The organism is Flavobacterium phragmitis (assembly GCF_900112575.1).
Classification (GTDB): Bacteria; Bacteroidota; Bacteroidia; order Flavobacteriales; family Flavobacteriaceae; genus Flavobacterium; species Flavobacterium phragmitis.
Genome location: NZ_FOMH01000009.1, coordinates 290363 through 314826 on the forward strand (window position 1 = coordinate 290363; position 24464 = coordinate 314826).

Annotated in this window: 13 protein-coding genes; 11 read left to right on the forward strand and 2 right to left on the reverse strand. The window is 41.1% G+C overall.

Features of this window, described 5'->3' with window-relative positions; translation table 11 throughout:
* Positions 1-173: 173 nt before the first annotated feature.
* A complete protein-coding gene (gene mnmE, locus BM289_RS17130) occupies positions 174-1574 on the forward strand; it encodes a tRNA uridine-5-carboxymethylaminomethyl(34) synthesis GTPase MnmE (RefSeq protein WP_091495765.1) in 1401 nt (466 codons plus the stop codon).
* A 482-nt stretch (positions 1575-2056) separates the two neighbouring features.
* Here mnmE and BM289_RS17135 read toward each other — a convergent pair whose 3' ends face one another.
* Together BM289_RS17135 and BM289_RS17140 are read right to left on the reverse strand one after the other, a co-directional pair.
* On the reverse strand, positions 2057-2560 hold the full coding sequence (locus BM289_RS17135; protein ID WP_091495767.1) for a transposase: 504 nt from the start codon (positions 2558-2560) through the stop codon (positions 2057-2059).
* A 1-nt stretch (position 2561) separates the two neighbouring features.
* On the reverse strand, positions 2562-3029 hold the full coding sequence (locus BM289_RS17140; RefSeq protein WP_091495769.1) for a MarR family winged helix-turn-helix transcriptional regulator: 468 nt from the start codon (positions 3027-3029) through the stop codon (positions 2562-2564).
* A gap of 467 nt (positions 3030-3496) precedes the next feature.
* Between BM289_RS17140 and BM289_RS17145 the strand changes: the two genes are divergently transcribed.
* The 10 genes from BM289_RS17145 to BM289_RS17190 all read left to right on the forward strand — a co-directional run bounded on the left by BM289_RS17145 (position 3497) and on the right by BM289_RS17190 (position 24340).
* Positions 3497-6589, forward strand: a complete 3093-nt coding sequence (locus BM289_RS17145; RefSeq protein ID WP_394332984.1) for a SusC/RagA family TonB-linked outer membrane protein — start codon at positions 3497-3499, stop codon at positions 6587-6589.
* A gap of 66 nt (positions 6590-6655) precedes the next feature.
* Positions 6656-8191, forward strand: a complete 1536-nt coding sequence (locus tag BM289_RS17150; RefSeq protein WP_244165401.1) for a RagB/SusD family nutrient uptake outer membrane protein — start codon at positions 6656-6658, stop codon at positions 8189-8191.
* A gap of 56 nt (positions 8192-8247) precedes the next feature.
* Positions 8248-9444 carry a glycan-binding surface protein gene (locus BM289_RS17155; protein WP_143102096.1) on the forward strand — a complete coding sequence of 399 codons (1197 nt, stop codon included), beginning with the start codon at positions 8248-8250 and terminating at the stop codon, positions 9442-9444.
* A gap of 80 nt (positions 9445-9524) precedes the next feature.
* Positions 9525-10988, forward strand: a complete 1464-nt coding sequence (locus BM289_RS17160) for a cellulase family glycosylhydrolase (protein WP_091495775.1) — start codon at positions 9525-9527, stop codon at positions 10986-10988.
* Between the two features lie 146 nt (positions 10989-11134).
* Positions 11135-13975, forward strand: coding sequence for an RICIN domain-containing protein (locus BM289_RS17165; protein WP_091495777.1), 2841 nt, complete (start codon positions 11135-11137; stop codon positions 13973-13975).
* Positions 13976-14156: 181 nt separating this feature from the next.
* The gene (locus BM289_RS17170) at positions 14157-15809 is read left to right on the forward strand and encodes an alpha-L-fucosidase (protein WP_091495779.1); all 1653 of its coding nucleotides are present in this window, start codon (positions 14157-14159) and stop codon (positions 15807-15809) included.
* A gap of 58 nt (positions 15810-15867) precedes the next feature.
* Positions 15868-19005, forward strand: coding sequence for a glycoside hydrolase family 2 TIM barrel-domain containing protein (locus BM289_RS17175; protein ID WP_091495781.1), 3138 nt, complete (start codon positions 15868-15870; stop codon positions 19003-19005).
* A 46-nt stretch (positions 19006-19051) separates the two neighbouring features.
* Entirely contained in the window at positions 19052-21484 is a 2433-nt protein-coding gene (locus BM289_RS17180) for a glycoside hydrolase family 2 TIM barrel-domain containing protein (protein WP_091495783.1), read from the forward strand.
* A 10-nt stretch (positions 21485-21494) separates the two neighbouring features.
* Positions 21495-23387 carry a glycoside hydrolase family 97 protein gene (locus BM289_RS17185; RefSeq protein ID WP_091495785.1) on the forward strand — a complete coding sequence of 631 codons (1893 nt, stop codon included), beginning with the start codon at positions 21495-21497 and terminating at the stop codon, positions 23385-23387.
* 20 nt (positions 23388-23407) lie between these two features.
* Entirely contained in the window at positions 23408-24340 is a 933-nt protein-coding gene (locus BM289_RS17190; RefSeq protein ID WP_244165402.1) for an alpha/beta hydrolase, read from the forward strand.
* Positions 24341-24464 lie beyond the last annotated feature (124 nt).

Sequence of the window (24464 nt, forward strand, 5' to 3'; positions counted from 1 at the left end):
GTATTAAGGTTTGTCTCTCAAATTTACTCAATATCGACTTAAAATAACCTGATAATTATCAGTATTTTAACACTTAATGATTTGTTAATATAGTTTGATTTAAAGGTTTTTGAGACTAATTTAAAGGAAAGTTCATTCTTAATAAATTGGGGCTTTTTTTGTAACTTTGCCACATGATAAATCAAGATTCTATAGTTGCTTTGGCTACACCTTCAGGAGCCGGAGCCATCGCCATAATTCGAATTTCTGGAACCGAAGCGATTACCATTGGAAATTCGGTTTTTAAATCTATTAAAAACAAAGATTTAACGAAACAAAAAACACATACACTTCATTTAGGACATATTATAGATGGAACAAAAACACTTGATGAAGTTTTGGTTTCAGTTTTTAAAAGTCCAAATTCATACACAGGAGAAGATACAATCGAAATTTCTTGTCACGGATCGACTTATATCCAACAGCAGATTATTCAGTTATTACTACGAAAAGGTTGTAGGATGGCAGATGCGGGTGAGTTTACACTTCGTGCTTTCTTAAACGGGAAGTTAGATTTGTCACAGGCAGAGGCTGTTGCCGATTTGATTTCGTCTGATAATGAGGCTTCGCACCAAATTGCCATGCAGCAAATGCGAGGCGGATTTAGTAATGAAATTGCAAAACTTCGTGAAGAGCTTTTAAACTTTGCTTCTTTAATCGAATTAGAATTGGATTTTGCAGAAGAAGATGTGGAATTTGCTGACCGAACTCAGTTTCATGAGTTATTAAACAGAATTGAATTTGTTCTAAAACGATTAATTGATTCGTTTGCAGTTGGAAATGTGATTAAAAATGGAATTCCAGTTGCCATTGTTGGAGAACCCAATGTTGGGAAATCAACTTTGTTAAACGCTTTATTGAATGAAGAACGAGCAATTGTTTCGGATATAGCAGGAACAACTCGTGATACAATTGAAGATGAACTGGTCATTGGCGGTATTGGTTTTAGATTTATTGATACAGCAGGAATTCGCGACACAAAAGATGTTGTAGAAAGTATCGGAATCAAAAAAACCTTTGAAAAAATCGATCAGGCACAAGTTGTGATTTATTTGTTCGACGGATTAAAATTCCAGACTTCGAGCTCTGATTTTGTCTCTGAAATAGAGCAAATCAAGAATAAATATCCGTTGAAACCATTACTTATTGTAGTGAATAAAAAAGATATTCTTTCAGCTGATGAAGTACAAAATATTACCAGCAAACTAGAGAATTTAAATGCAAAACTATTATTGATTTCTGCAAAAGAAAAAATAGGAGTGGAGGATTTAAAAAATGAATTGTTGTCATTTGTTAATACAGGAGCACTTCGTAATAATGAAACAATTGTAACGAATACAAGGCATTATGATTCGTTATTGAAAGCTTTAGATGAAATTCAGAAAGTAAAATTTGGTTTGGAATCTGGTCTTTCTAGTGATCTTATGGCATTGGATATACGTGAAGCTTTATATCAATTCGGTTTGATTACTGGCCAGGTGTCAAATGACGAATTGTTGGGGAATATTTTTGCAAATTTCTGCATCGGCAAATAGAAGGGGCAAAGAAACGCAAAACAAAAAATAACAAAGAGAGTTAAGGTGTTGGTAATTAACATTTTGTATGTTTTTTTATTCAATTGTTTTTTGGAATATTTAGGTGTTGTTTTGCTAAAATTTGTACCTCATTTGTACCTCGGGTTTCGAGGTACAAACTTTGTGACAAAAAGGGATAAATGATGGCACAAATGTACATTTTGCTGAGGTTTTCAAAAATCGGATTTTTGGAACTGAAATTTACTTTGATTTTAGTGGGTGAGGCTAAAAAAAGATGTTGCAGGTTAGAATCTGAAACCAATTTTTTTAATAATGAATGATATATTCTATTGTAGATGTGGCCTAAGGATTATAAGTTTAGAATCAATAATTTATAAAGGGAATATTTTTATACTTTTTATAAAATATCAGCGTAATGATAAAAAAGTAACCGAAATAGTCATAAAAACAAAAGGCAGTGTAAATTTACGCTGCCTTTTGTTTTATGCTTTTAAATTGAATAATTTGATGCACAAGGGAATTAATGCACAGGAAATGACAAGAAATATGGAGACCCTGATATAGTTGAGGGTCTGCCAAAGGGAAGTTCGTTTTGCAAGATCCTTTGCAAGTGAAGGATTTTCTGCTATTTTTTGAAAATCAATGATGTTTGGCGCAAAATAGGAGAGCGTCCATGCCCTAACTGCAAAATGCGCAGCAAATAAAACTAAAAGCCAGTTTCGTACGGGGTCAATTCTCCAGCAGAAAATAATGGCAAGGATAAAGGTGATTTCATGCAGAGAATGAAATATAATCCAGAAAACTTTCAGGCCAGCGCCTTTTCCATCCAGTAAAAGCTTAAAATTTTCAGGTGCCGATTCTGTCCATTTAGGCACAAAAACCAGAGTTTCGAAAATCTGTGCGCCATTCATTAAAAAGTAGATAAGCGTGGTGAGGCAGAGCCATATTTCAGCTCTAGTCAGGTAATTTGCAGTAAGACCTTCCATATTATTTTTTGTTTAAATTATCTTTTGTTTCTTCCATTATGGCTGTGGCTTTAATAAAATAACTTTCTATAGTTTTGATCTGCTCTTCTGAAAAAGCAGCAAGCAATGCCATGGTTTTCTGCTGCAGTTCATCAAAGAAGGGCTTGAGAAGCTTCATGCTGTTTTCGACATTTGGAACAATGATGACCTTTCTTCGGTCTTCTTTGGTGAAATGCCTTTCCAGGAGCTTCATTTTTTCCAATCGGTCTATTAATCCCGTTACGGCACCTGTGCTTAAACCCGTAAGTTTTGAAATTTCTCCCGCAGTTATAGATTCGTAGGGAAGAATAAGTCCTAAATATTTGTGGTCAGTACCCGATAACCCAGCTTTTTGCGCAATTGCGGCATGCATGAATGAAGATGCATCAGAATACTTTCTGCTCGCATTTTGGAATCTTGACAGTATATCTTGGTTATTAATTTTGCTCATGTACTAAGTATCTTAGTGACAAAGATAAATAATTTGTATAAAAAATCCTTTTTTATGTATGAAATGTTATTTGACTGTCTACATATTAATGGCGTAAGAATGATGGAAAACTAATGCTGTACTGTTTCCTCGGTTCGCGTAAAGAATATTAATGATGTTGACAATATCCTAAAAAATTAGGATATAAAATATTTTAATGAAATAAATAGTCGGTTTTTTTTATCATAAGTCCTGTAATAATTACAATTTGACCCTTTTTCTGATACAAATGGAACCATATTTTGGCTGGCCTTTATTGTTAATTTGTTCCCTGTCTCTAGGAATTTTTCCAAAGAGGCAAACCAGCTTATTAACTAACACCTAACCAACCAATTATGAATGAAAAAAAAATGCGATGCATTAAAAAGCGCAGCCGCAGTCTTTTTAATGCAGGCATCATAATAGCGATGCTATTGTATGCCGGATTGATGTCAGCTCAAAATTCTGACCAGAAAAAAATCAAGGGTACTGTCACATCAGAAACAGATGGGCAGCCTCTTTTTGGGGTGAATGTCCAGCTTAAGGGAACAAATCAGAAAACAGCGACAGATGCCGATGGAGGTTTTGCCATTACGGCAAGAATCGGTGAAACTGTTGTATTTAGCTATCTGGGTTTTGTCAAGGAGGAAGTAAAAATTACCGATGCCGAGCTTGCAATCAAATTGAAAGAGGATTTAAAAGCACTGAACGAAGTAGTGGTGATCGGATATGGAAAAGCCAAAAGGAAAGACCTTACGGGAGCCATATCCTCCATCAGCGGTGACGAGCTCCGCAGGACACAGCCTGTCACTTTTGATCAGGCTCTTCAAGGGAAGGTTGCCGGAGTGGTAGTACAGCAGACTTCAGGACAGCCTGGAGGAGGTGTAAACATACAGATACGTGGTATGTCTTCGTTTGGGAGCAGCTCACCTCTGTACGTGATTGACGGTGTGATAATCGGACAGAATTTTGATGCAGGCAACGGAACAAATCCATTAGCGACGATCAGTCCATCAGATATTGAATCAGTGGATGTTTTAAAGGATGCGTCAGCTACAGCAATTTATGGATCCCAGGCGACAAATGGAGTAATTGTCATAACTACCAAAAGAGGAAAAGAAGGGGCTCCAAAAATAACTTATGAGTTTTCAACGGGATATCAGGAACTTATAAAACAATATCCGACAATGGATCTAAGGGAGTATGCCACATTTATTAATCAGAGGGCAGCTGTATGGGGGTTCGATGACAGGCCTGAGTTTGCCAATCCAAATTATTTAGGGGAGGGTACCAACTGGCAGAAGGAATTGTTCCGCAAAGCTCCTGTAAGAAATCATGTGCTTACTTTAAGCGGCGGTAATGAAAAGACGCAGTATCTGCTTTCAGGCTCGTATTTTAACCAGGAAGGAATTGCCTTGGGATCTGAATTTACGAGAACATCAGTAAGACTGAATCTGGATAATAAAACAACAAAGTGGCTTAAGATAGGAACCAGTTTGCAGCTGGCCCATATAGATGAGAATGTAAATTCTACCGGATCAAATGTCATTCAGGAGGCATTAAGCCAGACACCGGATATCCCTGTGAGAAATGCTGATGGCAGTTTTGCCGGGGAGGAAAGCAGTGAGGGCTGGATTGCAAAGCGTGTAAATCCTTATGCCCTGGCATTGATCAACAAGAACAATCCCAAGAGAAACCAGCTCTTTGCCAATTTTTATGCAGATATCGCCTTTACAAAAGATCTTTCATTCCGTAATGAGCTCTCGGGTAATTTTGCTTTTAAGACTGAAGACAAATTTAGTCCGACGTATAAATTTGGACTAGCAGAAAAAGTGACTAATGAAGCTTCTTACTCCTACAGTCAGGATTATTTTACCACTTTTAGAAGTTTCCTTACCTATTCGAAGGTCATTACAAAATATAATTTTAATGTTCTTGCAGGACATGAGGCACAGCTAACACAGTTTGAAAATGTATCGGCAGGAAGAAGAAATTTTATTTCCAATAATGTAACCAATATCGGAAGTGGTGACCTGACTACTGCTACCAATGGAGGAACCAGAGGAGACAGTGCCCAGGAATCATATTTTGGGCGTTTAAATTTCATCTATGATGACAGATACCTCTTTACAGTCAATGTCCGAGCGGACGGCTCCTCAAAATTTGCCCCTGATAACCGCTGGGTAACCACATATTCTGGAGCATTTGCATGGAAATTAAACAATGAGAAATTCTTAAAAGGCTCTAAAATAGTCAATGAATTGAAATTGAGGACAGGATATGGCCTTACCAACAATCAAAATGTTAGAAACAATGCCTATCTGTCGACATTGGAATCCGTGTCCACAGGCCTTTCAGGCAATGCGCAAATGACTACCAATATCGCAAATCCCGCAGTAGAATGGGAAAAAACCAAATACGGCAATATTGGTCTTGATGCAGCGCTGTTTGGATGGAAGCTTAATCTATCTGTCGATGTTTACAACCGTATGACTGATGGACTGCTTATGCAGATTCCTCTTCCATTGTATTCGGGAACTATTGTGGGGTATTCTCCTGGGGCCATCAATGCTCCTTATGTAAATATAGGGCAGGTCCGCAACAGAGGTATAGATCTTCATTTGAGTTCAAGAAATATGGAGCGCGGGGATTTTACATGGACTACGGATTTTACTTTATCGCACAATAAAAACAAGGTAATGAAATTAAATACAGACGGAGCTTTCCTTCCAGGATACTATGGGGGAGATGTTGTGTCCAGAACTGTAGTGGGCGGTTCAATAGGAGCATTCTACGGTTACAAAGTAGATGGCGTATTTGCTACAGCAGATGATTTTAAAAACCATGCGCTTCCAACCAATACCGACGGAACAGTGCTGCCGATTACTCCCAATTCGGGCGGAGTATGGTATGGGGACCTTAAATTTAAGGATCTTAACGGAGATGGCGTGATCACTGAAAAAGATCAGACATTTTTAGGATCGCCTGTTCCACAATTTCAGTTTGGACTTGGCAATACGTTTACTTACAAAGGTTTTGATCTTAATATTTTCTTTACTGCCAACCAAGGCAGCGAGGTGGTGAATGGAATGAGAATCAATGGAGACAATCCGCTTACCAATAACGGCTATTTGAAGTCCTTAAAAGATCACGCTGTACTGGCCTTAATTGATCCTAACGGTTCAGCCTCAGATGTCAATAACGTATATGTGACCAATCCGGAGACTTCTATTGTAGGGCTGAAAAACAATGACAGCAACAGAAACAACCGTTTTTCTGACCGATATGTAGAAAACGGTTCCTTCATAAGATGCCGGAACATGACTTTGGGATATTCTTTTCCAAATGAGATGATGAAAAAAATACATATAAGCTCGCTTAGGCTGTATGTTAATGTCACCAATCCTTTTTTAATTACCAGCTATACGGGGATGGACCCGGAGGTGGGTTCGTGGAATCCTCTGCAGGCAGGAATTGACAATGGTTTCTATCCGCAATCCCGCAGCTTTACATTTGGACTTAATCTGGGATTAACTAACTAAAAAATGAAACAGAACAATATGAGGGCTATTTATAAAAATATCATTCTAAGCCTGCTGGCCACAGCAGTGCTTACCGGGTGCCAAGACGATTTTCTGGATCGTCCATCCCAATCAGAAATAAGTACAGAGAATTTTTACCAGACAAAAGAAGAACTTCGTTTGGCTACCGCAGCATTGTACGGCGGCAGAATATGGGCACAATGGAATAATACTGCTTATCTGCCTTTAGGAGATATATTGAGCGGCAATCTTATTCTGCAATATCAGGGTTCCGATCTGGTGCAGCTCAATACTTTTACCCTTTCAGGATCCAATGGCCGACTGACAACCGGGTGGGCGGCACTTTACATTATAGTGGCACATTGCAATACGACTATTAATGCCATTAATGAGCAAACACCTTCAACGGTTTCGGCCGCAGATAAAAATGCAGCGACAGCCGAAGCAAGATTCATACGTGCCATGGCTTACTATCATTTGGCAATGCTCTGGGGAGAAGTGCCTATTATAGAAGATAACACCAAACTGATAAAATCGCCTCTAATCAATAAAAACAGAATAGAGGATGTTTACAGGTTTGTAATAGAGGATTTAACTTTTGCGGCAGAAAACCTGCCTAAAACCGATCAGCCAGGCCGAGTTACATCATGGTCGGCTAAAGGAATGCTAAGCAAGGTCTGCCTGACTAGAGCGGGAGTGGGCCAGACAGGAGGAAACCGCAATCAGGAATATTTAAATCTGGCCAAGACTTATGCCAAAGATGTTATTATGAACAGTGGATTAACGCTGCTGCCTAGTTATGCAGATCTTTTTAAAACCAAGTTTAATGATAATCAGGAATCACTTTTTGCGCTGCAATGGTCTGCCACTACCGAATGGATGCAGGGCAATCATCTGCTGACCTACTCGCCGAGCAATGACATTAATCCTCAAAAAGGGGGCGCCTGGGGTTCTCCAGGGGTGAGTTATGATCTGTATTTAGCGTATACAGAGCAGGATTCCATCCGACGCAAAGCAAGCTTTATGCTGCCAGGAGATCATTATCCAGAGCTTAATGCCGCGGGAGGCGGTTATACGGCCGCTTCTCCTGGAATGAAAAAGCACATCATTGGTAATGAAGCCGACAACAATTCCCCTGCTATGTCTTACCTGGGATCTATTGAGCACAATGCCCTTTTGAGACTTGCAGATGTATATCTGGTGTATGCAGAAGCGGTGCTTGGAAACGCTGTTTCGACAAGTGATGCCGATGCGCTGCTGTATTTTAATAAAGTAAGAACACGTGCGGGAGTGGATCCTCTTACCTCGATTAATGAAGATATCATTCTGAACGAAAGGAGAGTGGAATTTGCCTGCGAGGGACAATATTGGTATGATTTGGTTAGGCTGTCATATTATAATCCCCAAAAGGCAGTCCAGCTTTTAAATGATCAGCAGAGAGTATTGTTTGATTATGACAAGGATTCAAAAACAGCAACGCCAAACGATCCTATTGGAACGATATCGCCTGCAACCTCTGCCACTTTTACCCTGCAGCTTCCGACGACAGAAGTTGTGGTGAACCCTAAGTTGAATGAACCGTCAGTTCCATACTATAAATAATGACAGTTATGAAAAAAATAATAGACAATAGTTTTACCCGCCTGCTTTTTGCAGGCATGATGCTTGTGGCGGCAATGTTTGTGTCCTGCAACAATGATGAAGATTCAGGCTCTGGACCGGTGATCACAGAGGTGCGCAATTATGCGGCGGCTCCTAATGACACATTGGTTAACAAACTGGTTCCGAGACAGTGGGTTGTCTTAAAGGGATCTCATTTAAAGGATGCCGTAAAGATTGCCTTCAATGGTATAGCGGTCGATTTTAACGGAGGCCTGTTTGCTGACAACTATGCAGTTGTGCAGGTGCCGGCAGTGATTCCATTTCCTTCTGTTGCGGAAAATGATTTAAATACCATTGAGCTTGTCACTCCAAAGGGAAAAGTGACCTTTGGTATTGATATAGTGGCTGGGCCTCCTGTGTTAGGTCACATTTCAAACGAAAATCCGCTGCCGGGGGAAGAGGTGGATGTGTACGGAACAAATTTGTTTCAGATCAGCGAACTCATTTTTGCAGGCGTGTCCGTGCAGGAATTTACAGCTTCAGATGACGGAACTTCAATTACTTTTAAGATGCCTGATTCAGCACTCAGTGGTCCTTTGAAAATCAGAACCGCGTCGGGTGAAATTCTTACTTCATTTAATGTAAATGACCTGACCACGGGAATGATTTGCAATTTCGATACTATTGGCAGCATGGCCTGGGGAACTTCAACAAGTGACAATGATCCTGATTTTCCAAACAGCAGAGGTATTTACCCTATTTTAAATCCAGGTGCTTTGAGTGCAGGAAACGGTTCTTGGTGGGAGAACGGACGATGCATTAATATTGAGCAGGCCCAGCATTGGATTCAGCCTAATGATTTGACATTAGACCTTAGCCAGTTTGCCTTAAAATTCGAAATTAATATTGCGGGAACTTGGAAAGGCAGTTCTATTTTTATCGTAAAGGATTATAACTGGACCTATTTGGCAAGATATGAACCTTGGAAAACTACTGGAGGCAAAGGTGTTACTACAGAAGGGAAATGGACTACGGTAACGATTCCTTTAACAGAGTTCCGTACCAAAAAGGACAATAAAGACGGAACGGGCGATTCAGCAGCAAGCTTAACCGAATTGGTTGGCGGTTCTGGCACAGGCGGCATCAACTTTTTTATTATTAACGACGCCTCGACTCCGGCGTCAGGAGGTTTCCGAGCGGCAGTTGATAATATCAGGGTAGTAAAGATTCTTGATAAAGCAGGTGCTAATTAGAAAAATAAAGATTCTGAAGTTCGGAAATTCTGCCGCTGGATAGTTTCCGCAGTTCAAATCATAATCTTAAAACAATTTAGATGAAACATAAATTTTTATATCAGATGCTGCTGCTTTTTATGACCAGTGCATCATTGTTCAGCTGTTCTAAAAGTTCAGATGAAGAGCCGTATTTGACAGTCTCGTCGCAATCGGTTTCCTTCATGCCTGAAGGAGGCACATCTGAACCAATTACTATAGAAGCAAACAGTAAATGGACCATAACAAATCTGGCCTCATCCTGGCTGCAATTGAGTAAATTAAGCGGGACTCAAGGTATGGACAAGACCTCATTCACTGCCTCTGCCAATAACAGCGGGGTGAGCCGTTCGGCTGTGCTGACTGTAGAGGCAGATAACGGACAGGCTAGACGAATCACGGTAACACAGACTGCCAATTTATATCCAAGCTACAATGTTTCTCCCAAAGCCCCGGATGCTACAGGAATGAGCAGCACTGCTTCAGAACTGGCCGCCAAGATGACTTTGGGAATTAATATCGGTAATACTATGGAGGCACTCGGTGGTGAAACCGCTTGGGGCAATGAAAAGATTACTGAAGAGTATATAAAATTTTTAAAAAACAGCGGTTTTACTGCGGTTAGGATTCCCTGTTCGTGGGTTAACGGCTATCTGAGTGATACCTCCAAAATGAAAATCGACCAAGCCTGGCTTAACAGGGTCAAAGAGGTAATCCAGTACTGCGTGAACAATGACATGTATGTGATGCTGAACATTCACTGGGACGGAGGATGGCTTGATGAAAACATCAGTCTGGCTAAAAAAGAAGTGACCAATGCAAAGCAGAAAGCTCTTTGGGAACAGATTGCCACCACAATGCGGGACTTTGACGAACATTTGATTTTTGCCGGTTCTAATGAACCGCCAGCAGATGATGCTCAGGAAATGGAAATCCTAAACAGTTATCATGAAACTTTTATAAAAGCAGTTCGCGAAACAGGAGGAAAGAACAGTTATAGAACATTAGTGGTTCAGGGGCCATCTACAAATGCGGGACTTTCCTATGAGTTGATGAACAAAATTCCCTATGATGCTGTTCCCAACCGTCTTATGGTTGAGGTTCACGAATACACGCCGTCGCAGTTTTGTTTTCTGGACGAAGATGTCAGCTGGGGAAAAATGGTTTTCTATTGGGGGGCTGGAAATCATTCCACTATTGAGCCAGACCGAAATCCTACTTATGGTGAAGAAGACGCCATTTTAGAATCGTTCCGAAAACTTAAAGAAAAGTTTGTCAGTAAAGGAATTCCTGTTGTATTGGGAGAATATGCGGCAATGAGACGCACGGTAAATGGGAAACACCAGCCTAAAGATATAGCGCTGCATAATAAATCGGTGGATTATTGGACAACTTTTGTAACCAGACAATGTAAGATCAATGGTGTGGTGCCTTTTTATTGGGAAGTAGGAAATGTAATAGACAGAAAAAATAATGCAATAAGAGATCAAGCTATGGTCACGGCATTGAAAGAAGGGATTAAATAATAATCAAAAAGAATTTATAGGGATACTGCCGCATTTCTGATGCGGCAGCTCTTATCAATGCCAAAATGCTGAGAATTAAAAGTATTGGCCAGATAGGAATAGATTGTAAGGATGATAATATTTTAAACTTTTAAAAACGAATCAAGATGAAAAAAGCTTACTTATTATGCGTATTGATTTTATCAGTTTTTGTTTCCCAAGCCCAGAGTGTTTGGAAAAATGTTCAGATTGGAGGCGCAGGTTTTGTTACCGGCATTATTCCAAGTAAAACAGATGCCAATTTAAAATACGCCCGTACAGATGTGGGGGGAGCCTATCGATGGGATTCATCCAGCAGCAGATGGATACCCTTGTTGGACTGGACCAGTGTAGACCAGCTGGGTTATCAGGGAGTAGAATCGCTGGCTATTGACCCTCAGAATAATAATGTGGTTTATATGCTGGTGGGAACCGATTATTTTAATGGTCAGAAAACAGCCATTTTAAAATCAACCGACAGAGGGGCCAATTTTACTGAAACTATAGTGACCTCGCAATTTAAGGCGCATGGAAACGGTATGGGAAGATCTAACGGCGAGCGATTGGCTGTAGATCCCAACAACTCCAATGTGCTTTTCTGCGGAAGCAGACGCGATGGATTGTTTAAAAGCACTAATGGCGGTTCGACTTGGTCTAAGGTATCGTCATTTCCGGTTACGGCAACAGCAAATGATAACGGAATCTGTTTTGTGATTTTTGATTCTGCATCGGTTTCTGGAGGCATCACCCAGACTATTTATGCTGGCGTTTCCAGAACCGGAGCTTCCAATCTTTATAAAAGTACGGATGCTGGAAATACTTGGAATGCCATTTCGGGAGCCACAATAAATTATATGCCACAGCGTGCAGTGCTGGATTCCAACAGGGCTTTGCTAATTACGTATGCTGATAAGGAAGGGCCTTGGAACCCTTCTTCAGGACAGATTTGGAAGCTTTCTGCTACGGGTGCTTTAACTAATATTACGCCATCAGGTTTTTCGGGGCCTTTTGGCGGAATTGATGTCGACCCTTCCAATTCGCAGCGTCTGATTGCGTCATCTATGAATACCTATATGGCGCAGTATACCAATGCACAGGGCAGTATAATTTATGCGGACCGCTTCTTTTTGAGCACAGATGGCGGCGCATCATGGAGAGATCTGGTTGGAAATTCAGGAATCAACGTATTGGACAATGGCTGCACTTGGATTTCAGGATCTTCAGCATCCATTCACTGGACTGGAGATATCAAATTTAATCCGTTTAATACCAATAAGGCAAGCGTAATATCTGGAAACGGCATTTTTACCTGTGATGATCTTAATGCATCAAAAACCTCTTGGAAGTTTGATGCTATCGGCCTTGAAGAGAGTGTTCCACTTGGTTTGATCAGCATTCCGGGCGGACCTTTAATGAGTGTCATTGGAGATTATGATGGATTTAAGCATACTGATGTTTCGGTATATGCGCCGCAATATAAGCCTGCAATGGGAACCACATCTGGTCTCGCCTATGCATCAGGGAATACCAATAAAATTGTAAGACTTGGAGAATATATGTACTATTCCAACAATCAAGGAACTGATTGGATAAAGACAACCGCAACCTTGGCAGGACCACGCGGAACGGTGGCACTTTCGTATGACGGCGCAACTATTCTACATGTTCCAGAATCTTCCAGTGCTATGTACCGTTCCACCAATAATGGAGCTAGCTGGACGACTGTAACAGGAATTAATTTCAATACAATTCCGGTATCTGATGCTGTTACGAACAATAAATTTTATGCCTACAACGGAAGTAACGGAGATTTAAAAGCAAGTACAGACGGAGGTGCCTCTTTCAATACGGTTTCTAATGTTGGAGCTTGGGGATCTAGCCTGATTAGAACAGTTCCCGGGTATGCTGGGCACTTGTGGATTGCTAAGAATTCTGGCGGACTGATAAGGTCAGTTGATGGCGGAACTAGTTTTAGCACACCTTCAACAGCTGTAAGCAATGCTTCGGCAGTCGGAATCGGTAAAGCGAAGGCTGGCGCTTCTTATCCAACTATTTATATCTGGGGTACTGTAAGCGGCGTTACGGGAGTTTTCCGTTCTGTAGACCAAGGCAGCAATTGGACTCGCGTTAATGATGATGCGCATGAGTATGGAGGTACAGGAAACGGAAACTTCGTAATGGGAGACATGAATATCTACGGACGCGTTTATATGAGTACTGTTGGAAGAGGCCTTGTTTATGGTGACGATCTTGCTGAAACTGCAGCTTATTACACCATTTCAAATAGAAGCACCGGACTGCTGATGGACGGAATGAGCAGAACCACAAATGGAAGCAACGCAGGACAATGGAACTACAGCGGAAGCAGTGCCCAGCAATGGGCTCTAGAGTATAACGGCAGCGAGGTTATGATTAAAAACAGAGCTACTGGATTGTATATAGACGGAATGAGCAGAACAGCTAATCCATCAATCGCTGGACAATGGGCCTATAGTGGAAGTGAAGCGCAGAAATGGATACAGGAGGACGCTGGTTCAGGCTATGTCAAGTTTAAAAATAAGGCGACCGGATTGTACTTGGATGGTTTAGGAAATGCAACTAACGGAGCCGATTTAAGCCAGTGGAGTCTCAGCTCAAGCAATAACCAGCAATGGTCTCTAAGTGCGGTATCTAGCGCAACTTTGAGGTTAAGTGCTAATGCAGAAAACCTACAAGATCAAAAATTTACTGTTATCTGTTCTCCAAATCCGTTTACAAACAGCTTTAAAATTGAAATAAATGATTATACGGAACCGATAAGCGTGCGGATTTTTGATATTAACGGAAAAAATGTTGAGTCTGCGCAAGTCAAAGACCAAAGCCAGCTGTCGATGGGAAATACGCTTCAGTCGGGATTCTATATCGTAAAAGTGGAAGGAACCGGAGGCAATCTTCTCCAATCATTTAAAATGATTAAAAAAACTAGGTAAATTAAATTGACAGAAGTCCTAACAGTAGAATAATCTCTGTTAGGACTTTCATATAGAGATTATGTACCTGTATCAGCAGAATCTGCTGTAAATTAGAAAGCCAATAATCTTTTGCAATAAAAGCCGAAAAGAAAAATTTAAAAATACGTTGGCTCAGGGCTAACAAAAAATAAAGATCAAAATGTATAAAAAGAATAAAAGAAACCAATTATTTACAGCTTTATGTATCCTCTGCGCCAGTTTTCTTCAGGCACAGCAAAAATACCAGTCGCCGGTTGCAGAAAACACTGAAAAGGTCGCTTCGGGAAAATTCAAACCAACTTGGGAATCTCTCCAGCAGTATAAAACTCCTGAATGGTTTCGTAATGCCAAGTTTGGAATCTGGGCGCATTGGGGACCACAATGCCAGCCGGAGCAGGGAGATTGGTATGGCCGGTTTATGTATGATGAAGGCGGAGCGCAGTACAAATGGCATGTAGAACATTACGGACACCCGTCTAAAGCAGGGTTTAAGGAGGTTATCAAGGATTGGAAGGCTGAAAACTGGAATCCCGAAAAAATTGTAGCGCTTTATAAACGTGTGGGAGCACAGTATTTTTTTGCCATGGCCAACCATCATGATAATTTGGATTTATGGAAAAGCAAATACCAAGCGTGGAATTCTGTAAATGTCGGCCCTAAAAAAGATATTATTTCAGGCTGGGCCGCGGCGGCTAAAAAACAAGGTCTGCCATTTGGATTAAGCGTTCATGCGGCTCACGCTTGGACTTGGTTTGAAACTTCGCAGCGTTCAGACAAAAAAGGGCCTTATGCTGGAATTCCTTACGATGGGAAACTTACCAAGAAAGATGGCGTTGGCACTTGGTGGGAAGGGCTGGATCCGCAGGAGCTATATGCGCAGAATCATCCGCTAAGCGCTGGAAGCGAGCAAAGCATTACCTCTTTGTGGGGACAGTGGAACTGGGATAACGGAGCCTCTATTCCTTCTGTGGAATATTGTGAGAATTTTTATAACCGCACGATGGATTTAATCAATACCTACAAACCAGACCTTCTTTATTTTGATGATACGGGACTTCCGCTTTATCCTGTAAGCGATGCAGGCCTGAAAATAGCGGCCCATTACTACAATACCAACATGGCGGCCCATGATAACAAACTCGAAGCAGTTTTATTTGGAAAAGTGCTGACTCCAGAACAGAAAAAATGTATGGTCTGGGATGTGGAAAGAGGAGTGCCTGACCAGATTCAAAACGAAGCCTGGCAGACCTGCACCTGTATTGGCGACTGGCATTACAGCAGGGCAATTTATGACAACAACGGATATAAATCAGCCAAAACGGTTATTCAGATGCTTATTGATATTGTCAGCAAAAATGGAAACTTGCTGTTGAATATTCCAGTGCGAGGTGATGGTTCTATTGATGATAAAGAAATTGCAATTCTTGAAGATATAGCCAAATGGATGGATGTAAACAAAGAAAGTATTTTTGACACCCGCCCTTGGAAAATTTTTGGAGAAGGACCGATTGCTGAGACAAGCAATCCAATAAAAGATGCAGGCTTTAATGAAGGTAAGGCCAGCTTGACTGAGAAAGACATTCGTTTCAACCAGAAAGGCAATCTGCTTTATGTTTCGGTTATGGGAGCGCCTTCAGAAGATATAATCGTAAAATCTCTTGGCAAAGCAAAAGAAAGCAGAAAAATAAAAAGCATTAAAGTACTGGGAAGCAATGAAAAAATATTATGGAAACAGAATAATGATTCACTGGCAATTGCCAAACCAAAAGTTATACCGAATGCCATAGCGGTAGTTTTTAAGATACAGTATTAAGGCGCTGCCAAAAGTTATTAATAATTAGGAACATACAAAATTGTTCAAACTCATAGATATGATAAAAAAAATCTTTCTCATTACCGTATTTCTTGCGGTTAATCTTGCAGATGCTCAGAAGATAAATGACTGGGAGAATCCAGCGGTTAATGGCATCAATAAGGAAAAACCCCACGCTTACGGTTTTCTTGCCGATGAGAAAAAAAACAATCCAATGCTTAAGTCCCTAAATGGGATGTGGAGATTCAACTGGTCTGCTGACCCTCAGTCTAGACCGGTTGGATTTTATGCCGAAGATTTTTCTACAGATAAATGGAATGCTATTCTGGTGCCAGGGAGTTGGGAATTGCAGGGATTTGGAACGCCAATTTATACCAATGTCTCCTATCCCTTCAAAAGAGATATTCCACGAGTAAGCGCTGAGCCCGATAAGGATTATACAACCTATAAAGAAAGGAATCCGGTAGGGAGTTATACAACAAGTTTTGTTGTTCCCGATAATTGGTTTGATAAACAGGTGTTTATTAATTTTGGTGGAGTCCAGTCGGCAATGTACCTGTGGGTAAACGGACATAAGGTTGGTTATAGCGAAAACTCTATGTCGCCTGCCGAGTTCGATATTACTCCCTATATAGAGAAAGGCGAAAATAAACTTGCCGTAGAGGTTTACAAATACTGCGACGGCAGTTATATGGAAGATCAGGATATCTGGCGATTGGCAGGGATATTTCGAGATGTGGATCTGATTGCAAGACCTAAAATTTTTATTGGAGATTATTTTGTAAAAGCAGTTCCGGATAAAAGCTTTTCAAAGACAGAAGTTGCCATCGATGTCCGTTTGGATAATAGGCATAAGAAGCATGTTTCAGGTTTGAAAGTTGAAGCAGCCATAATTGGGTATTCAAAATCAGGAGATTATATAGAAAAACAGTTTCAGGCAAAAGCGCCTGTTTCATCATCAGATGAAAGCACCTTTGCGATTAGCGCCATACTGGAGAATCCGAAACTATGGTCGGCAGAAACTCCCGATTTGTACAAGCTTGTGCTGGAGCTTAAGAATAAGAAGAATGAGATTGTAGACAGAGCCGAATGCTATTTTGGCGTTCGCAGCATTGAAGTGCGCGGGGACGTATTTTACATCAATGGAAAGGCAGTGAAATTGAAAGGCATTAATAGGCATGAAATGCATCCGCGTACCGGAAAGTATATCAGCCGCCAGCTCATGATACGCGATATGGAGCTAATGAAACAGGCTAATATCAATATGATACGCACCAGCCATTATCCCGATGATCCGTTGTTTTATGAGCTTTGCGACAAATATGGTTTTTATGTAATGGACGAAGCAAATCAGGAATCTCATGCTTACGGTCTTGGCAATAAAGAGTTGGGCGAAGATCCTCTCTGGAAAAATACTCATATAGAACGTGCCACTTCGCTTGTTGGAAGAGACAAAAATCATGCGTGTGTGATCATTTGGTCTCTTGGCAATGAAGGCGGAAAAGGAGAAAATATGAAGGCAATGGCAGATACCATTCGCAAACTTGATAAGACGCGTCTGGTTTTCTCGGATACCCACAGAGAAATATCAGATCTTTATGATGACAGCTATCTGCATCCTGAGGATTTTAAGAAATTGGGCGAGAGGATCAAAGACAAACCCGTAATTATGCGCGAGTATGCGCATGTTATGGGAAATTCTGGAGGCAATCTGCAGGAATACTGGGATGTAATTTATGCAGATCCAAGCCTATGCGGAGCTGCAATCTGGGAATGGGACGAGCACGGACTGCCAAAAGCTAAAGATGGTTCTCCGTTTAAGCTTACCCAGCATCCTGACGATTATACTTTAAGAGATAGCGAATTTTGGGCGTATGGCGGAGATTTTGGCGACAAGCCCAATGATGGCAATTTTGTCATGAGAGGACTGGTTTCTTCTGATCGAAAACCATATCCCCATTATTATGAGGTGCAGAAAGTCTATCAGCCTGTCGTTTTTCAAATGCAGGATGAAAAGAAAACAAGCATTAAAGTCACGAATCGTTTTGATTTTCTGCCGCTTCAAAATTTCGATATTGAATATGAATATGTTTGCGAAGGAAAATCTTTGCAGAAAGGCCTTCTGAACTTTGGTTCTGTTTTGCCAGGCGCTTCTTCTGTTATTGATCTTCCACATCTTCAGAACGAACAGAAAAACTGTTCTGAAATCTGCCTCAATATTTATGTAAGGCTTAAAGATGCTGCGATTTGGGCAGAAACAGGCTATTGCATCGCCCGCGAGCAGTTTGTCATTAAACCTTACCAGTGGAAAAACAATATTTCTGGAGCAAAGACTGTTAAAGTAAAGGAAACACCTGCTGCTATTGAGCTTAAAACGGATGCTATGAATTTTGTTTTCGATAAAACCAATGGTGATTTGACAAGCTGGAAGATTAAAGATCAGGAGCTGTTAGTGGGGCCTTTGGAACCTTATTTCTGGAAAACGCCAAACGATAACCAGAAGCAGAGCGGTTATGCAAAAGAGTTCTCAAAATGGAAAAACGCGACAGCAGATAGAGTTGTTAAAAAGGTTTCTGTAACCAGGCAAGATACCTTAGCGACAGTAAAGTTTGATATCAATTTTCCCCGTATTGGAGCCAATTATACGCTGGAATATCAGCTCAACGGAGAAGGGAAATTAGTCACAAAAGCTTTTTATAGGCCATTAAACGATACTATCGGACAAATTCCTAAATTTGGAATGAGAGTGCGCATTCCCAAAAATTATAATGCTGTAGATTGGTATGGCCGAGGCCCTTATGAGAATTATCCAGACCGAAAAACAGCTTCTCTGTTAGGAGCATATCACAAAGAGCTGGAACATTTTATTGTTCCGTATCCAGCTCCGCAAGATAATGCAAACCGCAGTGATGTGCGCTGGTTTTCTCTTGAATCTCCAAACGGAAACAGTATTAAAGTAACGGGATTTCAGCCGCTGAATTTCCGCGCTTGGCCTTATGCGGAAGAAGATTTGGAAAATGCCGGACATGACTATCAGCTGGCCAGACGCGATTTTATAAACCTAAATATTGATCTAAATATACATGGTGTTGGAGGCGATGATTCCTGGGGGGCAAAAACTATGGAAAAATATACAAATTCCGGCAGCAAACCGTATGAGTTTGGATTTACTTTAGAATATCTCCAAAAGCAGTAGCGTCTTAGCTGCATTATTTCAGAAAAGCATAAATCAAATAACGAAAATGAATAATCTAATTCTGCATCACATACATTATCTAAAGAAGAGCATGCTGCTTTTATGCATGCTGCTTCTAAATTTTTTATCTCTGCATGCACAAGAAAACTTAAAGAGAAAACAGCTTTTTGACGATGATTGGAGATTTTTTTTAGGAGAGGAAACTAAAGCGTCATCCGAAAATTTCAATGATAAAGACTGGCGAGAGCTTGATCTGCCCCATGACTGGAGCATTGAAGGCAAAGTTCATCCAAAGAACGCTACTGGCGCAGGAGGAGGATATTTTCCGGCGGGAGTCGCCTGGTACAGAAAGACTTTTACGGTGCCTGATAACTGGAAGACCAAAAAAACAGCGGTTTATTTTGAAGGCGTTTATATGAATTCCGAAGTGTTTATTAACGGCAAATCGCTTGGGGTTTATCCGTACGGATATTCCTCTTTCAGTTATGATCTTTCTCCGCATCTCAAATATGGGGAACAGAATGTGATTGCGGTGCGTGTAGATAATTCGCAGCAGATGAACAGCCGCTGGTACAGCGGATCTGGAATCTATAGACACGTCTGGCTGATTCATACCGATCCTGTCCATATAGCACAATGGGGAACAGGAATCAGCACTGACAAGATTTCTCCCAAGAAAGCCATAGTCCGTGTGGAAACCAAAGTGATCAATGAAACCGAATCATTACAGGAAATTACCGTTACAGCATTAATCCAGAATCCAACATCTAAGACTTCAGGGCGCCAGGAAACAAAAGTGGCGCTTTCCCCAAAGAGTGAGAAAGTCGTAACACAGCTTATTCAAGTAAGCCATCCGGCACTTTGGAGCCCGCAGCAGCCTTTTTTGTATAAAGCCTTGATGCAGGTTTCAAAACAGAAGAAAATTATTGATGAGAGTATTGTCGATTTTGGAATCCGCTCTCTTAAATTTACAGCTGAGAATGGATTTCAGCTCAACGGGAAAACAATCAAGCTTAATGGAGGATGCGTACATCACGATAACGGCTCTTTGGGCGCTGCTGCTTTTGACCGAGCAGAACAGCGTAAAGTGGAGCTTTTAAAAGCCAGCGGATTCAACGCTGTAAGAACATCGCATAATCCTCCCTCAGAAGCCTTTCTGGATGCCTGCGACCAATTAGGCCTACTGGTTATGGATGAATCTTTTGACTGCTGGAAAGTTGGTAAGAATAAATATGACTATTCAAATTATTTCAATGCCTGGTGGAAACGCGATTTGCAGGCCATGGTGCTGCGTGACCGCAATCATCCCAGTATTTTTATGTGGAGCATTGGAAATGAAATACCTGAAAGAGAGGATCCTGATGCAGTGAATACAGCCGGAATGCTTTCTGAAGAAATAAAGAAAATCGATACAAGCCGTCCTATAACATCGGCTATTGTTAATGGCGGTAAAAATTGGGACATATTCGATCCTTTGATGGCTCAGCATGATGTTGCGGGATACAACTACAACTTAGACAAAGCGCCGCAAGACCATACAAGAGTGCCTTCTCGAATTATAGTCCAAACGGAATCGTATCCTAAAGATGCTTTTAAAAATTGGCAATTAGTGCAGAAAAACAATTACGTCATTGGAGATTTTGTATGGACAGCCATGGATTATCTGGGAGAATCGGGAATAGGACGCAACTATTATTCAGGAGAAGTGCCTGGGGAACATTGGGAAAATGATTTTTTTCCATGGCACGGCGCTTATTGCGGAGATATAGATTTGATTGGATGGAGAAAACCTATAGCACACTACAGAAGTATGCTCTATAACGAAAAGGAAAAACTCTATATGGCAGTTCGAGAGCCGGCACCTGAACCTCTTGAAATCAAACAGACCTGGTGGTCGGTATATCCGACTTGGGAAAGCTGGACATGGCCGGAATATACCGGTAAAAATGTTGAGGTCGAAGTGTATTCAAAATACCCAAAGGTTAGGCTGTATCTTAATGGCCAGTTTTTAGGAGAGAAGGAAACAGGAGAGAAGCAGGAATTTAAAACTGTTTTTGTCGTACCTTATGCATCGGGAATCTTGAAAGCGGTTGGTTTAGCAAATGAAGAAGAACAGGAATCCGTTACGCTGAAGACTGCAGGTGAGGCGGTGCAGATTAAATTGGCAGCCGACCGAAAGGAGATCAAAGCCGACGGACAAGATCTGATTTATATTGCAGTTGAACTAAGGGATCGGGAAGGGGTTTTGAATCCTAATGCAGAGGGACGCCTTAATTTTAAAATTGAAGGACCCGGAATTATTCAAGGAGTCGATAACGCCAATCTAAAAGATTTTGAAACCTATCAATCTCCTACTCGAAAAGCTTGGCACGGAAGGGCTCTGGCAATTGTTAGAAGTACACACGAGAAAGGAGAGGTCAAAGTAACGGTTTCCGGAGATGGATTACAACCGCAGACTCTTACTATTACATCAAATTAATTTAAAGAATATGACATTAACAGCAAGGCAAAGCCTTTTTTTAATACTCTTTTTATGTTCATTCTGTATAGACGCCCAGAAGGTCAGTTCTCCTGACGGACGTATGCAGGTTATTTTAAACCTGCCGGATAAAAACAAGCCGGATGGTGTTTCTTATAAAGTTTTATACCAAAGCGGCAAGACACTTTCAGAAGTGGTGCGCGAATCAAAATTAGGTATAACACGAGAGGATCAGCAGTTTGTGGGGAATCTTTTGTTTGTTGGACAATCCGAGCCTGTTTTGGTGAAGGACGCGTACGATATGATTTGTGGCAAACGCAGGCATTGCGAAAATACAGCGGTCGAAAAAAAATTTCATTTTAAAAACACGAACAGCCAGACTTTAGATATCATTTTCAGGGTTTATAACAATGGAGTAGCCTTTCGTTATGTATTTCCTGATGCTTCCGATTCTAAACTTAGCATTACTGGAGAAGCTACGACCTATGTCCTGCCGAAAAAAGCAGACCGATGGATGCAGCCATACGATCCTTCTTACGAAAGATTTTTCCCTTATAGCACAGGCGAATCAGCAACAGATAAGACACAGCAATATGGATTTCCAGTATTGTATAAACTTCAAGACCAACCGGTTTGGGCACTGATTTCTGAAGCTGATATCAGCGAGGGGAACTGCGCTGCCAGATTAACGAGCACTTCAAATGCTGATGAATATCAAATCACATATCCTTCTGCTGCGCAATCAGAACAGCCGTGGCATTCCCAATGGCATACCGTAGTAATTGGCAAACTTTCTGATATCGTGGCCTCTACTCTTATTACGGATGTAAGTGCGCCTAGCCGCGTGAAAGATACCCAATGGATCAAGCCTGGTGCCGTTTCGTGGATTTACTGGGCCAACAACCGAGGGTCTAAGGATTATCAGATTGTGAAGGATTATATCGATTTGGCTGTTGAGATGAACTGGCCTTATGTGCTCATTGACTGGGAATGGGATGTAATGGTAAATGGAGGTGATATTATCGATGCGGTAAATTATGCCAAAAGCAAATCTATAAAACCTATGATATGGTACAATTCTGGCACAAGCTGGATGGAGCCTACACCAAACGATCGTTTGCAAACAGCTGAAAAAAGGGCTAAGGAATTTTCTTGGCTAAATAAGATTGGAGTGTATGGCATTAAAGTCGACTTTTTTGCAGGCGATCAGCAGGAAATGATGCAGTATTACATCGCTATTTTAGAAGATGCGGCTAAATACCATCTGATGGTAAATTTTCATGGAGCCACTGTTCCTCGAGGTTGGGCAAGAACCTATCCGAATCTGATGTCCACCGAGGCTGTTTATGGAGCAGAATGGTACAACAATACGGCTGAACTTACAGATAAAGCGGCTGTACACAATACCACCCTCCCTTTTACTCGAAATGTAGTAGGCTCGATGGATTACACTCCTGTTACTTTTTCCGATTCTCAGCATCCGCATATTACTTCTTATGGTCATGAACTGGCTTTGGCAGTCGTTTTTGAGTCTGGCCTACAGCATTTTGCCGATAGGCCATCGGCTTACAGATCGTTGCCTGAACCAGCCAAAGAGTTTCTGAAAAAAGTGCCGGTAAGTTGGGACGATACGCAATTAATTGACGGCTATCCCGGAGAAAAAGTTATTATCGCCCGTAAAAAGGCAGATAAATGGTACATTGGAGGTTTGAACGGTAAAGATCAGGCTCAGACTTTAACTGTAATATTTGATTTCCTTGGCAAAGGAACTTATAGTTTTGAACTTATAAAAGACGGTAAAGACGATAAATCTTTTTCTTCTGAAATAATAAAGGTAAAAAAAGGCACCGTATTAAAAATTGAGTGCCTGCCAAGAGGAGGATTTACAGGCGCAATAAGATAGTTAGAATATTGACAATTAAAATGAAAGGCATTTTGAAAACAAAAGGAATTAGAACCGCATTGCTTATTTTTCTGGTGGTTGCAGGAAAGACATGTGGACAAAGCAAAACCATTAACATTTGGGATAAGAAAGTGCCAGGCGCTATAGCCAATGCCGATTATAAAGAGACCAATTCAGATGACAGCTGGATGCGGCGTGTCACAAATCCGAGATTGGATGTGTATCCTGCTCCTGCAGAAAAAGCAACAGGTGCAGCGGTCATTATCTGTCCTGGAGGAGGTTACTCTGGAATGGCTATCGGGCATGAGGGGAAACAGGTTGCGCAATGGCTCAATAGCCTTGGCATTACGGCTTTTGTATTAAAATACAGATTGCCCGACAATACGATCATGGCTGATAAATCTATTGGTCCTATGCAAGACGGACAGCGTGCCATCCGTTTGGTTAGAAGCAGGGCCAAGGAGTGGGGGATCGATCCTAAAAAGATCGGCATTATGGGGTTTTCTGCCGGTGGGCATTTGGCATCTACTCTTTCTACGCATTTTAATGCAAAAGTATATGATGATGCAGATGCGACTAGTGCGCGTCCAGATTTTTCACTGCTGATATATCCTGTAATATCAATGCGTGAAGATATCACACATATGGGATCGAGAATTAATCTTTTGGGAGAAAAGCCGTCTTCAGAACAGGTTAGCTATTTTTCAGGTGAGCTGCAGGTCAATAGCGAAACCCCGACAGCATTTTTAGTGCATTCGATGGATGATGGTGCTGTACCCGTAGAAAACAGTATAGAATATGCTTTAGCGCTAAAGAAAAATAAAATTCCTTGCGAACTCCATATCTACGAAAAAGGAGGTCACGGCTACGGACTAGGCAAATCTGGCGGCACAGAGTCTGATTGGAGTCTGGCATGCGGCAGATGGCTTAAAGCAAAAGGCCTGATCAATTAAAAGAAGAAATTTTTAATTTCTCAGCCACTAACTGTTTTTTGGAAGCAGATCTTTTTCGAAAACCATATCAATTCATCTTTATATGGTCTGAAATATTGATGATTACAACAATTACTGCCCTTTT

Coding starts and splice junctions, on each gene's coding strand:
- mnmE (WP_091495765.1), top strand. CDS start 174: ATGATAAATCAAGATTCTATAGTTGCTTTGGCTACACCTTCAGGAGCC.
- BM289_RS17135 (WP_091495767.1), bottom strand. CDS start 2,560: ATGGAAGGTCTTACTGCAAATTACCTGACTAGAGCTGAAATATGGCTC.
- BM289_RS17140 (WP_091495769.1), bottom strand. CDS start 3,029: ATGAGCAAAATTAATAACCAAGATATACTGTCAAGATTCCAAAATGCG.
- BM289_RS17145 (WP_394332984.1), top strand. CDS start 3,497: ATGTCAGCTCAAAATTCTGACCAGAAAAAAATCAAGGGTACTGTCACA.
- BM289_RS17155 (WP_143102096.1), top strand. CDS start 8,248: ATGATGCTTGTGGCGGCAATGTTTGTGTCCTGCAACAATGATGAAGAT.
- BM289_RS17160 (WP_091495775.1), top strand. CDS start 9,525: ATGAAACATAAATTTTTATATCAGATGCTGCTGCTTTTTATGACCAGT.
- BM289_RS17165 (WP_091495777.1), top strand. CDS start 11,135: ATGAAAAAAGCTTACTTATTATGCGTATTGATTTTATCAGTTTTTGTT.
- BM289_RS17170 (WP_091495779.1), top strand. CDS start 14,157: ATGTATAAAAAGAATAAAAGAAACCAATTATTTACAGCTTTATGTATC.
- BM289_RS17175 (WP_091495781.1), top strand. CDS start 15,868: ATGATAAAAAAAATCTTTCTCATTACCGTATTTCTTGCGGTTAATCTT.
- BM289_RS17180 (WP_091495783.1), top strand. CDS start 19,052: ATGAATAATCTAATTCTGCATCACATACATTATCTAAAGAAGAGCATG.
- BM289_RS17185 (WP_091495785.1), top strand. CDS start 21,495: ATGACATTAACAGCAAGGCAAAGCCTTTTTTTAATACTCTTTTTATGT.
- BM289_RS17190 (WP_244165402.1), top strand. CDS start 23,408: ATGAAAGGCATTTTGAAAACAAAAGGAATTAGAACCGCATTGCTTATT.